General features: G+C 71.0%; 12 protein-coding genes. 7 read left to right on the top strand and 5 right to left on the bottom strand.

All coding sequences use genetic code 11. The features are described from left to right. Positions 1-4: 4 nt before the first annotated feature. Both AB0H87_RS00950 and AB0H87_RS00945 read right to left on the bottom strand, forming a co-directional pair. Positions 5-1021, bottom strand: a complete 1017-nt coding sequence (locus AB0H87_RS00950) for an S-adenosylmethionine:tRNA ribosyltransferase-isomerase (RefSeq protein WP_360137448.1) — start codon at positions 1019-1021, stop codon at positions 5-7. Then, on the bottom strand, positions 1018-1686 hold the full coding sequence (locus tag AB0H87_RS00945) for an SDR family oxidoreductase (protein WP_360137445.1): 669 nt from the start codon (positions 1684-1686) through the stop codon (positions 1018-1020). Before AB0H87_RS00945 ends, AB0H87_RS00950 begins: the two co-directional genes overlap by 4 nt. A gap of 115 nt (positions 1687-1801) precedes the next feature. Between AB0H87_RS00945 and AB0H87_RS00940 the strand changes: the two genes are divergently transcribed. Then, positions 1802-2914, top strand: coding sequence for a GAF domain-containing sensor histidine kinase (locus tag AB0H87_RS00940; protein ID WP_360137442.1), 1113 nt, complete (start codon positions 1802-1804; stop codon positions 2912-2914). After that, positions 2907-3530 (top strand): response regulator transcription factor, encoded by a 624-nt coding sequence (locus AB0H87_RS00935; protein ID WP_360137439.1) that lies wholly within the window; start codon positions 2907-2909, stop codon positions 3528-3530. The genes AB0H87_RS00940 and AB0H87_RS00935 overlap by 8 nt, the downstream gene beginning before the upstream one ends. Positions 3531-3532: 2 nt before the next feature. On the opposite strand, the gene AB0H87_RS00930 is transcribed toward AB0H87_RS00935, so the two are convergent. Beyond that, a complete protein-coding gene (locus tag AB0H87_RS00930; RefSeq protein ID WP_360137436.1) occupies positions 3533-4492 on the bottom strand; it encodes a hypothetical protein in 960 nt (319 codons plus the stop codon). Beyond that, positions 4489-5010 carry a SigE family RNA polymerase sigma factor gene (locus AB0H87_RS00925; protein WP_360137433.1) on the bottom strand — a complete coding sequence of 174 codons (522 nt, stop codon included), beginning with the start codon at positions 5008-5010 and terminating at the stop codon, positions 4489-4491. The genes AB0H87_RS00930 and AB0H87_RS00925 overlap by 4 nt, the downstream gene beginning before the upstream one ends. A 106-nt stretch (positions 5011-5116) precedes the next feature. On the opposite strand from AB0H87_RS00925, the gene AB0H87_RS00920 reads away from it, so the two are divergent. The 4 genes from AB0H87_RS00920 (at position 5117) to AB0H87_RS00905 (ending at position 8741) form a co-directional block, all read left to right on the top strand. Beyond that, positions 5117-5623, top strand: a complete 507-nt coding sequence (locus tag AB0H87_RS00920) for a SigE family RNA polymerase sigma factor (RefSeq protein WP_360137430.1) — start codon at positions 5117-5119, stop codon at positions 5621-5623. After that, positions 5620-6417, top strand: coding sequence for a hypothetical protein (locus AB0H87_RS00915; RefSeq protein ID WP_360137427.1), 798 nt, complete (start codon positions 5620-5622; stop codon positions 6415-6417). Before AB0H87_RS00920 ends, AB0H87_RS00915 begins: the two co-directional genes overlap by 4 nt. A gap of 80 nt (positions 6418-6497) precedes the next feature. Continuing rightward, complete coding sequence (locus tag AB0H87_RS00910) at positions 6498-7127, top strand: hypothetical protein (protein ID WP_360137424.1); 630 nt, start codon at positions 6498-6500, stop codon at positions 7125-7127. Positions 7128-7166: 39 nt separating this feature from the next. Next, on the top strand, positions 7167-8741 hold the full coding sequence (locus AB0H87_RS00905; protein ID WP_360137421.1) for an FMN-binding glutamate synthase family protein: 1575 nt from the start codon (positions 7167-7169) through the stop codon (positions 8739-8741). A gap of 49 nt (positions 8742-8790) precedes the next feature. On the opposite strand, the gene AB0H87_RS00900 is transcribed toward AB0H87_RS00905, so the two are convergent. After that, positions 8791-10719 (bottom strand): DVUA0089 family protein, encoded by a 1929-nt coding sequence (locus AB0H87_RS00900; RefSeq protein ID WP_360137418.1) that lies wholly within the window; start codon positions 10717-10719, stop codon positions 8791-8793. Between the two features lie 513 nt (positions 10720-11232). On the opposite strand from AB0H87_RS00900, the gene AB0H87_RS00895 reads away from it, so the two are divergent. Beyond that, complete coding sequence (locus AB0H87_RS00895) at positions 11233-13077, top strand: SCO2524 family protein (RefSeq protein WP_360137415.1); 1845 nt, start codon at positions 11233-11235, stop codon at positions 13075-13077. Positions 13078-13080: the final 3 nt, after the last annotated feature.

The raw sequence follows: 13080 nt of genomic DNA, 5'->3' as shown, positions 1-13080 counted from the left end.
CCGCTCAACCAGCGCGCTCCGACAGCAGCAGGTTGACGTCACCGAACTCGTGCCAGCGGTAACCGGACGACAGCGCCTCCCGGTACGCGCGCCCGACCAGGTCCCGACCGGCCACCGCGGCCAGCAGGTCGAGGTGCGAGGCGCGCGGTTCGTGGAACCCCGTCAGCAAGCCGTCCACGACCCGCACGCCCCGCTCCGGCGTCACCACCAGGTCCGTCCACCCCGACCCGGCCGCGCCGCCGGTGGTCTCCAGGGCTCGCACCACCGTCGTACCGACCGCGATCACGCGGCCGGCGTCGGCCAGGACCCGGGCGGTCGCGGACGGGACCGAGAACCATTCCGGGTACGGCCGTTCGTGCGCCTCCGCCGACGCCACGCCCGTGTGCAGCACGATCGGCACCACGAGCACGCCCGCGGCGACCAACCTGGTGACCACGCGGTCGGTGAACGGCCGCCCGGCGCTCGGCATCTCCGCGCTGCCGGGATGGGTCGCGAACACCGTCTGGTAGGACGCCAGCGGCCAGGGTCGCGGCACGTACCCGTAGCGGATCGGTTCTCCGTTCTTCTCCAGGTAGGCCTGGACGTCGTCGACGGAGACGGCGGCATTCCAGAGCCGACCTCGGGAGTACGGCGAGAGCAGCGTGACCGTGGCACCGCCGCGGAGCGTGAACCGCTGCCCCTTCGCCGCCGAGGTCAAGGGACCCGTCGTCGGTTTCCCGGAGCCGGCCACCGCCCGCGGCTCGGCCAGCCAGGAACCGTCGGCGTTGGCCGTCGAGAAGTGCACGACATGTCCGTCAAGCGTGGGCACCGCCGCCGGCATCGTCGCCGACGTGTTGACCACCAGCACGTCCCCGGCCCGGAGCACGCACGGCAGCTCGTGGAAGAGCTGGTGCTTCTGCGCGGTGGGGGTGGAGACCAGCAGGCGCACCCCGTCGCGCGGCACACCCCGGGCTTCCGGCGGCTCGTGCGCCGACAGCTCGTCCGGGAGCACGAAATCGAGCGGATCCGCGGTCGCGTTCACCACTGCGCCACCCGGACCCGGCCCGATTCCGGACGCGCCGCCAGCAGGCGCAGGAACGAGGGCACGACCGACTCCGGCTCCGGGCGGTCGCTGATGTCCTCGCCGGGGAACGCTTCCTGATGCATGCGCGTACGCAGGTCGCCCGGATCCGCCCACCACACGCGGACGTCCGGTTCCTCCGCGGCGAGGATCCGGCTGAGCTGTTCGAGCGCCGCCTTCGCGGACCCGTAGCCACCCCAGCCGGCGTACGCCTCGATCGCCGCGTCCGAGGTCAGGTTGAGCACCGCGCCGCCGCGCTTGCGCAACCCGGGCAGGGCGAGCTGGGTGAGGGCGAGCGGCGCGTGCACGTTGACCTCGTACACCTCGCGCAACGCCTCGGCCGGGTAGTCGGCCAGCCGGGGCTGCGGCGACGGCCCCAGGATGCCGGCGTTGTTGACCAGGAGGTCGGCGCCGCCGTACCGGTCCGCGACGTCGATCAGGGCGGCCCGGTGCGCGGGATCGGTGACGTCGCCGGAGACCGGGACGACGCCCGGCCCGAACCCGACGGCGGCCAGCGCGGCCCCGTCGCGCCCGTCGACGATGACGTTCCAGCCGGCGCGGGCGAGCCCGCCGGTCAGCGCGCGCCCCAGACCCCGGGACGCGCCGGTGATGATCGCTGTTGTCATGCCTCCGACGCTAGGAACGATGCGCGTCGAAACCATCGGACCAGGGACAAGCCCGGCCCCGGACCTTGGTCCTAGGACCGGTCATCCGCACCCCTGCCCGCGCTACGGTGCGTAGGTGGACGCGCGCGAAGAACTGCGGGCGCTGAGCGCGGCCGTACTCGCCGTGACCGCGCGCCGGTCGGTACGCGAGGTGCTGCAGACGATCGTGTCGTCGGCCCGCCGGCTGCTGAACGCCCGGTACGCGGCCCTCGGCGTCCCGGACGCGGACTCCGGGGCGTTCGCCGAGTTCGTGGTCGACGGCGTCAGCGACGCCCAGTGGCGGGCGATCGGCCCGCTGCCGCGCCAGCACGGCCTGTTGGCGGTGATGCTCCGCGACCCGGCCCCGCTGCGCCTGGCCGACATCCGGTCGCACCCGCGCTTCGAGTACTGGCCGAAACACCACCCGGAGCTGCGGGACTTCCTCGGCATGCCGATCACCCACGGTGACGAGATCCTGGGCGCGCTCTACCTGGCCAACAAGCGCGGCGGCGAGTTCGACCGCGACGACGAGGACCTGCTCCGGATTCTGGCCGGTCACGCGGCGATCGCTCTGATCAATGCCCGGTTGTACGAGCGGAGCCGGGAGCTGTCGGTGCTGGAGGAGCGAGACCGGATCGCCCGGGAGCTGCACGACTCGGTGGCGCAGAAGCTGTTCTCACTGCGCTTGACGGCCGACGCGGCGGCGGCGCTGGTGGCCCGCGACCCGGACCGGGCGGCGGCGCAACTGGGGGTGGTTCGCGGGCTGGCGGGCGAGGCGTCGGACGAGCTGCGCGCGATCGTCGTCGGCATGCGCCCCGCGGACCTCGTCTCCGAAGGCCTCGACGCGGCACTGCGCAAGCAGGTGCGGCTGCTGGACCGGGTGCACGCGGCGCGGGTGAGCCTGCGGGTCAGGGAGCCGGTGCCGCGGGTGGCGCCGCACCGGGAGGACGCCGCGTACCGGGTGGCCCAGGAGGCGTTGCACAACGCGTTGCGGCACGCGGACGCGCGTACCGTCGAGGTCCGGTTGTTCGTCGACGGCGCTCTGGTGATCGAGGTCTGCGACGACGGCACGGGCCTGCGACCGACTGACCAGGCCTCGCTGGGCCTGACCTCGATGCGCGAGCGGGCCGCGTCCGCCGGCGGCCGGCTGGTGGTGTCGACGGGACCGGGCAAGGGCACGACGGTCCGTGTGGAGGTGCCCGTTGACTGACCGGATCCGGGTGCTGGTGGTCGACGACCACGCGATGGTGCGCCAGGGGTTGCGCTCGTTCCTGGAGGTCCAGGACGACCTCGAGGTGGTCGGGGAAGCCGCGGACGGCGCGGAGGCGGTGGCCCGGGCCGCGGAGCTGTTGCCGGACGTGGTGCTGCTCGACCTGCGGATGCCGGGTGTCGACGGGGTGGCGGCATTGCGGGAGATGACCGCCCGCGGGCTGCCCTGCCGGGTTCTGGTGATCACCAGCTTCACCGAGCCGGCCGCGGTGCTGCCGGCGGTCCGCGCCGGTGCGGCGGGCTACGTCTACAAGGACGTCGACCCGCCGGCGCTGGCGGCGGCGATCCGGTCCGTCCACCTGGGACACACGCTGCTGCACCCGGAGGTGGCCCGGGTGCTCAGCGAGGGCGAGACGGCGGATCCGGCGCGGCTGACGCCCCGCGAGCGGCAGGTGCTGGCGGAGATCGGCCGGGGGCGGTCGAACCGCGAGATCGCCCGGGCGCTGGGCCTGGCCGAGAAGACGGTCAAGTCACACGTCAGCGCGATCTTCGGCAAGCTCGGCGTGCAGGACCGCACCCAGGCGGCCCTGTACGCCGTGCGTGCCGGGATGGTCTGAGGTCAGTTCCCGCTCGCGGCGCGGTCGCTGGCCACGATGAGATCGAGCAGGTGCTGGCCCAGGTCGGCCGGGGCACGAACGCGACCGCCGCCGGTCGAGATCGCCTGGGGACAGCTCGCGTCACCCAGCACCACGGTCGTCTCGCCGAGGCTGATGCCGACCGAGCCGGGCTTGCGTAGCGTGCACTCCTCACCGGCGGGCACGGGGTCCCGCAGCGCGGCGAGGCTGCTCCGGATCTCGGTCAGCGTCGCGGTGTCGGTCGCGACGACCATGCCGTTGGTGGGCGGCCCGCTGTCGGTGGTGGCGCTGCTGATGCGGTCGGGCAATGCCAGGCCGCCGTCGGGCGGGGCGGGCGGACCCGCCGGCCAGGTGACCCGCGCGAGCAGATCCTGGTCGCCGGAGATGAAGGCCGTGGTCGCCCGGATCTCGTCGTTGAGGGCGCGGTAGGTCCACAAGGCCGGCAGGTAGTGCTGGTAAGGCTGCTCGGCCATGACCTCCTGCGCGTCCTTGAACACCACCTGGCTGGGGTTGACGGATCCGACGACACCCTCACGCACGACAGCCAGCCACGCCTGGTCCTTGGACGGGCAGTTGACCGGTCTGGTCCCCGGCCCACCGGCACTCCACCGTGCGGCGAGATAGACCGTGTGCGGGGCGGCCGCGCACGGGTCGAAGGTCTCGACCTCGACCGTCCGCCAGCCGTTCGGCACGACGACCGACAGCCCGCCGAGGCTCACCGTGGTCTCGGGCGACGCGGCTGGTTCACCCCGTGGCGCCGTCGCGATCGGCAGGGCGACAACGACGGCCGCGACCGCGGCAGCGACGCCGGCCGTTCCCCAGGCGCGGCGATGCCGCACGCTGCGCTTCCCGAGGGCGGTCAGTCGGGTGGTGGGGTCGGTCTCGGCCGGCGTCACGGCCGCGGCGGCACGGTCGAGCAGGTCTCTGGCCTGGTTGGGAGTCACCGGATCTCCTTCGACGATTCGACGAGCAAGCCACTGGTGCGCAATGCCGCGAGGGCACGGGACGTGCGGCTCTTGACGGTGCCGACGGCGACGCCAAGGGTCTGTGCCACCTCGGCCTCGGAGTTGTCGGCCCAGAACCGCAACACGAGGACGACCCGCTGGTCGGCGGGCAGCCGGCGCAGGCTGGCGAGCACCTGCACGCTGAGATCCGCCTGGTCCGCGAACCCGGAATGCGACGCCTCCGGCAACTCCTCGGTCGGCACCTCACCGCGCCACCGCCGCCGCCTGGCCCGCATCGCGGCTCGGACCATCACGCGGCGGACGTACGCCTCCGGTCGCCCGTCGGGACCGCCCAACCGCTGCCAGGACCGGTAGGCCGCGATCAGCCCCTCCTGAGCGAGGTCCTCACCGAGCCGGGAGTCACCCGTCAGCAGCGCACCGAGCCGCACGATCTCCCGGTACCGGCTGGCGACGAATTCCTCATAGCCGGCGGGTTCCGCCCGGCGAAGCAAGCCCATACCTAACTAAGGCACCTGGCCCTGCCGATTGGTTCCGCCATGCGGGCAACCTTGCCGGGCGGCCGTTCCGTTCACCAGATATGACAGCGACTGCGGGCGTGGGCCGGTGAACGGCGCCGACGAGGAGGAGTACCGACAGTTCGTCACGGCCCGCATGGAGACCCTGCGGGTGACGGCGTACCTCCTCTGCCGGAACTGGCACACCGCCGACGACCTCGTGTCGATCACGATCGGGAAGCTCTACCGACACTGGCGCCGGGTCAAGGCCATGGAGAACCTCGACGCGTACGTCCGGGGAATGTTGACCAACGCGTGGCTCGACGAGCGTCGCCGCCCGTGGCGACGCGAGCAGAGCACCGACGGTGTGCCCGACCTGGCCCAGACGTCGTCCACCGAGGCGGCCGTGGGCGACCGGGAAGAGCTGATCGTCCTGCTGTCGCAGCTCCCCGCACGCCGGCGGGCGGTGGTCGTCCTGCGGTTCTGGTGCGACTTCTCGGTCGAGGAAACGGCACGGGCGCTCGGCATCAGCACGGGCACGGTGAAGAGCCAGGCAGCGCGGGGCCTGGAAAGCCTGCGTCTGCTCGCGACGTCGGACCGACCGGGGGAAGCATGAACCTTCAGCAGGCCTTCCGGGATGCGGTCGGCGAGATTCCGCCCAGCTCCGTGGACGTGGACCAGGTCATCCGCCGGCAACGTCGCCGGCGCCGCGGTGGGCTGGCGGCCCTCGTAGGCGCCGCGGTGCTCGGGCTCACCGTCCCGCTCGCGATCGTCGCCGGATCCGGGGCGGACGCACCCTCGCCGGCGTCGCCGAACCCGAGCCCAACCCCGCAGGGAGCGAACGCACCGGTCCCCGCACCAGGGGCGGCCTTCACCCCGACTGACGAAGCCGTCTTCGCGGCGGTGGAGCGCGCGGCGCCGGACGTCGAGTGGGTCAGCGCGGACATGCCGGTGATCGGTTACCCGTCGTCCTGGGTGTCCGGTGGCTCAGGGGAGCCGTACTTCCTGCAGGGCCCGATCCGGACCGGCGAACGGTACGCGACCCTCATGGTGCAGCTGGAGCGGGACTGGGACCTCGAACCCTGCACCGCGGAGATGATCACGAGGAGCGGCTGCGTCGACAGCACGGGACCAGCCGGCGAGCAGGTCCAGACGTGGACCAACCGGAACCCGCCTTCCCGCAATCCGGGACCACGGCCGCCGCAGAAGCACGTGCCCGGTAAGCCGGCCGCGACGCCCTCCGCACCGATCTCGAGCGAGCGGTTCGCGATCCGGTACGACGTCGTCGTCAAGCGCCCGGACGGGGGTTTCCGTCTCGTGACGGTGAACGCCAGCGGCGAGGAGGCACCCATCACCCTCGCCCAGCTGACCGCGGTGGCCCTGGACCCACGACTGGCCGGCAACCCGTAGCCGTGTCCGGGTGAACCCTGGGTTGATTTCCGGGTTTCCGCCAATTGTCCGCGTGCACGGTGGACTGTGACGATCGGACAATGGTCAAACGCTGGCGTCAGCTCACCGTGTGGCTGCACATCGTGACGTCGGTCGGCTGGATGGCCCAGGCCATGGCGCTGTGCGTGCTGCTCGCCGTGGGTCTGGCCGCCGACGACACGGTCGTGCGGGACGCGGCCACCGCCATGGCCCACAAGATCGACGGGCGCCTGCTCGCCCCGATGGCCGGCGTCTCGGCGTGCACCGGCGTCGTGCTGGCGGCCGCCACCCCGTGGGGCTTCTTCCTGCACTGGTGGGTGCTGGCCAAATTCACGATCAGCATGGTCCAGGTGTACGCGGGCATCTTCGTGCTCTCCCCCGCCCTGACGAAGTCCCTGACCGGCGGCCCGAGCGTGAGTCTCGTCATCGGCACGGGCCTCATGGCCAGCGCGATCGCGTTCCAGGCGTGGGTGTCCATCCGCAAGCCCTGGGGTCGGGTCCGCCCGGGCGTACGCGGCACCGCACCCGGCTGGATCTTCGCCGCCACCGTCCTGGGCGGCATCGCCGAACTGAGCGTCGCGCTCGTGCTCGGCCACCCGTTGCCGCTGTTCTCCATCATCCTGATCGTGATCGTGCTGGTCAGCCGCCATCGCTGGACCACCAACCGCCGCACCCGCCCAGCACCCGCCTGAGCAGTTTGGCCGAACCGCCCAGCGGCAAAGAACCAAGCCATGAAGCTTGGCATCCGGGCAGCCGCGGCGGCCGCGTTGTCCGCCGTGGCGGCTGTCGGCGTGCGGGACCTGTTGCAGCGCGACCATGCGCTGCTGCGGAACTTCCCGCTGATCGGTCACGGCCGCTACCTGATCGAAGCGATCGGGCCCGAGCTGCGGCAGTACGTGGTCGCCGGCAACAACGAGGAGCGACCGTTCACCCGCGACCAGCGGCGGTGGGTCTACGCCTCCGCGAAGAAGCAGAACAACTACTTCGGCTTCGGCACCGACAACGACGTCGAGTACACGGCGGGGTATCCGATCATCAAGCACCGCACGTTCGGCCGCGCGGTGCCCAGGTCGTCGCCGGCCTCCGGTTACGAGGCGCATCTGCCCTGCGCCAAGGTGCTCGGTGCGGCGCGCGGCCGGGCCGGGGCGTTCCGGCCGGGTTCGGTGGTGAACATCTCCGCGATGAGTTTCGGCGCGCTGTCCGGCAACGCCGTCGAGGCGCTCAACCGCGGTGCGGCACTGGCCGGCTGCCTGCAAAACACCGGTGAGGGCGGCCTGTCGCCGTACCACCGGAATGGCGGTGATCTGGTCTTCCAGATCGGCACCGCCTACTTCGGCTGCCGGGACGAGCAGGGCCGGTTCGACCTGCGCCGGCTGAAAGACCTGGTGGCCGGCGCTCCGGTGCGGGCCCTCGAGGTCAAGCTCAGCCAGGGCGCGAAACCGAGCCTCGGTGGGCTGCTGCCGGGCGCCAAGGTGTCCGCGGAGATCGCCGCCACCAGGGGCGTCGCCGAGGGGGTCGACTGCGTCAGCCCGTCACGGCACGCGGAGTTCACGGACACCGACAGCCTGCTCGACTGGGTGGAGCTGCTCGCCGCCGAGACCGGGCTGCCGGTCGGCATCAAGTCGGCCGTGGGAGACCTCGACTTCTGGGACGAGCTGACCACCCTGATGGCGAGCACCGGCCGCGGCGTCGACTTCGTGACCATCGACGGTGGCGAGGGCGGCACCGGCGCGGCTCCGCTGATCTTCACGGACACCGTGTCGCTGCCGTTCCAGGTCGGCTTCGCGCGGGTCTACCGGATGTTCGCCGAGCGGGGTCTGCACGAGCAGGTGGTCTTCATCGGGGGCGGCAAGCTCGGGCTGCCGGACAACGCCATCGTCGCGTTCGCGCTCGGTTGCGACATGGTCAACGTGGCCCGGGAGGCGATGCTGGCGATCGGCTGCATCCAGGCCCAGAAGTGCCACACGGACACGTGCCCGACCGGCGTGGCCACCCAGAACCGATGGCTGACCCGCGGGCTCGACCCCGCACTGAAGTCCGTGCGCGCCGCCAACTACGTGAAGACCCTGCGGCGGGACCTGCTCAAGGTCGCGGAGGCCTGCGGGGTCGAACACCCGGGGCTCATCGACACCGCCGCGGTGGAGATCCTCGACGGGCGGACCGCCGCCACGAGCCTTGACCAGGTGTACGGCTACCGTCCCGGCTGGGGCCTGCCGTCCGCGGCCGACCGTGCCGCGATCGCGGACCTGATGCGCGCCACGCAGCCACAGGGCTCGAGCGCACCCCCGTCACCCACAGCGGCATAGCGACCAACCCGGGTGGCGGGGGCGACCGCCCCCGCCACCCGGTGGTGGATCAGCGGGTCAGGACCGTCGCGAGGCGGCCCTTCGTGTCCTCGGTGCCGGTGAAGCCTTCGCTCGGGTTGAACTCGTCCTCACCGAAGTCGACGTCCGGGTCGTCGGCGGTGCCGCCGACGCCGTCCGGACCCACGCCGTAGAGCAGCGGGAAGTTGCCGCCCTGGTCCATCAGGTTCAGCGTGTCGTTGAACTGGTCCACGTGCCAGTTGCCGAAGAAGTGGCCCGCCTCGTGGGAGACCACGTTCCCGACCGCCTGCGAGATGAAGCCGATCTTGTCGCTGGCCGGCGTGATGTAGAAGTTCAGCGACGCGTCGTCGTTGGCCGGGCCGCTGAGCACGTCCAGCAGGATCAGCGCCGTCTCCTGCGTGTCGAAGTTGCCCGGGTCGATCGACTGCGCGATGCCGATCGTGTTGACACCCGACTCCGCGATCGTGCCGCCGACGATCAGGCGGCTCACGTTGACCTCGCCGAACGGGTCGGCGTCGTCGCGGCTGTTGAGGATCTTCAGGCGGAACTTGTCGTTCAAGCCGCTCTGGGCCAGGTCCCGCTTCACGTTCTCGGTCACCTCGGCCACGATCTTGTCGATCAGCGCGTTCTCGTCCGCGGTGGTCAGGCCCCAGCGGCCCAGGAAGGAGCGCAACGGGCTGAGCGTCACGACGCCCGGACCGCCGAAGATCGCCGTGTTCACGCGCTGGCCGTTGAAGTCGATGAAGATCGTCTGAGTGATCTTGTCGCCTTCGAGGTTCGGCCGGTACGCCTCGACGGTGATGTCGTAGTCGCCGGAACCCTCGCTGACCGCCACGTAGTGCAGGCCGTCGTCGTCCGCCACGTGCTCGCTGACCGCGTTGCCGCCGCCGGGCAGCGGGCTGTTCGGCGGGTAGATGAAGGTCAGGTCCTGGCTGGACCCGTGCACCTCACGACCGGCCGGGTCGTACACCGTGATGGTCGCGGCCGCGCCGGTCACCGACGTGCCGAGCACGTCACCCTTGCGCAGCTGCACCGCGTAGAAGTCGACGTCCGCACGGGCCACGTCGAGCAGCAGGGTGTACGGCCCTTCGCTCGCCGCGCCGTCACCGCTGGCCGGGTCGAACGGGTCCGCCGGGAACGCGTTGAAGCCGGTGACCATCAGGTAGTAGTCGCCGGGCGCGGTGAACGTGTAGAGCAAGAGGCTGTCCAGGCCGCCGGAGTCGTCGTTGAACGCGAGCTCCTCGCCGGTGGCCGAGAACAGCGCGACCATCGGGTCGAGCGAACCGGTCGGGGTGTCCAGGTCAGCGGTCATCGTCTCGCCGACGCCGGCCGCACCGATCGTGAGCTTGAAGAAGTCGAAGTCACCGGTGTCGCCGGCGGCCGAGCCGTGCGGGCCGTCGCCGATCGTGCTGTTGACGGTGATCCCGTTGCGCAGGTTCTGGATGCCCGTGTCGGCGGCGAGGGGAATCGCACCGTCGTCCTCGGCCTTGGGGGTGAAGGTGGTCCGGGTCACCGTCTCGGGGTCGAGTGAGCCGAGGATGCGGGCCCGCGGGTTCTGCTTGGCCCTGGTGCCGAACCCCGGGACGGGCTGGGCGAGCGCCGGCGAGTCGTTGCCGCCCTGCGTGCCGTCGAGCTCGTCCTCGTCGACCAGGATCGGTGACGCGGCGAGGGCCTGGCGCAGCGCGCGCTTCTGCTCGCGGGCCGCGCTCTGCTTCTGCGCGGTCTGCCGCCATGCGGCATAGTCGATTGTCGTCGGATCGGGTACGAGCGACAGATACGGATTGACGCCCGTGGGTGCCTTCCCGGCCGGTGCCTTCGCGGCGATCTGCCCGCCCGCGGCCAGCGCGGCACGGTCCGCGGCGCTCGGTCCCGAGCCGTCACTGAGGTCGGCCGCGGCCATCCCCGGCAGCATCGCTGCTGCTAGGGCGGTGCCGGCCAAGAGCGCGATGGTTCGACGCATGAGCCCTCCCCCTTGCGGCCGGGCCCCTATGCCCGGCCATCGATGGCTGTCACGACGCTATCCAGCCGCCCAAGGTCGTGAACAGGCCTGGATCGAGACGAATCACATAGACGCATCACGATAGCTATTGAAACCGGGGCATTTACACTGATCAAAAAATGTCACTGTCCGGCATCTGTCGACGGGGTTGCCAATCCGTCACGGACAGCTATGTTGGCGGCAGCGGCCACAGTGGATCTTGTCGGCCCGTCCGGCCACAGTCGATGATCATGCAGGCCCTACCACGCGGGCGATCCCGCGTCACCGGGGTCACCCGCCGGCGTTTACGCAGGTGGAGACCGCCTGTCGGGAACGCTGCCCACGGGCCTTCCGGCGGCCTTGACCCGTGGTCCATCATTGAGTGAAGCGGACGAATGAGGTGCTGACGAGCCATCTCGTCGTGCGTCCACAGTGTTCCCTCGGGTTGCTAGCTAGCGTCAGTGGAGTCAGGCGGCGGATGGTGGTGCGCGACAGATGAGGATGCAGCCTCGTCAACAGCTGCTGGAGATCTGGAACGCGACAGTGCGTTCGTCCTGGTCGGACCGGGAGAAGAAGTGGAAGTTCGGTGGGCGTGACGCGCCCAACTCCATTGGCGACGCGGAGCAGCTGCTCTGCATCCTGACCCCGGCGACCAAGGTCGAGGCGTTCAAACTCGACCGTCCGGACGAGACCGCCGAAGACATGATCCGGGCGCTACGCCCCCTCGGCAACGCGACCGAGATCCCCAAGACGCTGATCGGCGTCCTGCGGGAATACTTCGACCGCTACAGCGAGCCCGACGGCACGCCACTGTTCTCCGGCTCGTCCTACTACAGCTCGTCCGGCCCGGCGCAGCCCACCAAGGAGCAGCTCCGGCTCGACATCGTCGACTCGTTCGCCATGTCGGTCACCCTGTCACTGGCCGTCCTCGGTTTCCTCAAGGTGCTGCGCTCCGTGGCGAGCCGCGAGGAGAACCGCAAGGAGATCGAGTCGCTGGAGCTGCAGGCCAGCACCCGATTGAGCGCGGCCATGGTCGGGCTGCTGCGCAGCTTCACGGTCAACGTCTTCGACGTCGACTCCGGGTACGGCCAGGCGCTGATCAACATGATCAACCAGGAGAACCTGCCGCAGCGCCAGGTGGTCAGCGCGATCCGCCGCGACCTCCGCGAGACCATCGCCTCCTTCCGCGAGGTTCTGATCGGTTCCGGCCAGGTCGGCGACATCGACAGTCCCGACCGGCTCTTCGAGGTCGGCTGGTCCTGGGGCATCGTCAGCGGCGCACCACCGATCGAGACCGACGAGGTGGTCGGGCAGCAGCCCAAGGGCTTCGCGCAGGACGCGCCCTACCTCTACTTCACCGTCATCGCGGTCGACGCCATCGAGGACCTCTTCTCCGAACGGACCCGCGTTCTCGGTCTGCTCAACGAGGAGCAGCAGCGCCTCTCGCGTGCGCTCCAGCTGCGGTGGGAGCTGACCCGTTCCTACTGGTCGACGATGGCGACGTTCGGCTCCGCCCGGCGCTGGCCGGTCGAGGACATCCCCTGGCGCACCACTGACGAGGACGCGTCCGACTACTACACGCTGCTGGTCACCTCGCTGGCCGTCAAAGGCCTGGTCCAGGAGCGCGGCACCGATATCGAGCTCGGCCGGATCGGTGAGGTCGTGGCCGAGCTGGCCAACCGCGCCCGGATCACCCGCCGCCCGTTCGACACCGACCCGGCGTTGAGCCTGCACGCGCCGGGCGTGCTCGTGCCGCTGGTCGGCAGCGAGGACGCCGGCGAGGCACGGCTGCTGTGGACGGTCTCCGAGTTCGCCGCCCTGCTGTTCCAGCGCACCACCGTGATCGCCGGGCTGATCAGCGACGCCGAGGGCCGCAGCCGGATGCTCGACCTGGCCGACCGCACCTGGGAGCACCTCAACCGGCGCCGGCTCGACAAGGGCCCCGGCCGCAACCTGTGGGACCAGCCGGTCGCGGCGTTCGCCCAGCTCACCACCCGTTACGACAAGCCGTCCTGGTACTACACCCAGCGCGTCGTGCAGGGCCTGGTCACCACGGCCAACATGCTCAACCGCCCGCCACTGCGCAGCCCCCGGCTCGGCAACTACGCGTTCGACCTGCTCACCGAGGCCGAACACCTCTACGACATGGAGCTGCTCTCCGGCGCCGGCGACGCCGGCCCGCGCATGCGCGAGACGCTCAAGGTCGCCCAGATCCACCTGTCCCGGGCCCGCGAGATCCTGCCGGAGCGCCCCGGCACCGCGGCCGTCCTCGCTGCCCAGGTGCTCATTTCACTGGACGAGTTGGCCGCCGCGCGGCGTGACGTTACCGAGGCAGGCTGACCT

This window comes from Asanoa sp. NPDC050611, from assembly GCF_040654855.1.
Classification (GTDB): domain Bacteria; phylum Actinomycetota; class Actinomycetes; order Mycobacteriales; family Micromonosporaceae; genus Asanoa.
The sequence above is the reverse complement of the archived record's forward strand: the minus strand, read 5'-3'. Positions and strand labels throughout refer to the sequence as shown.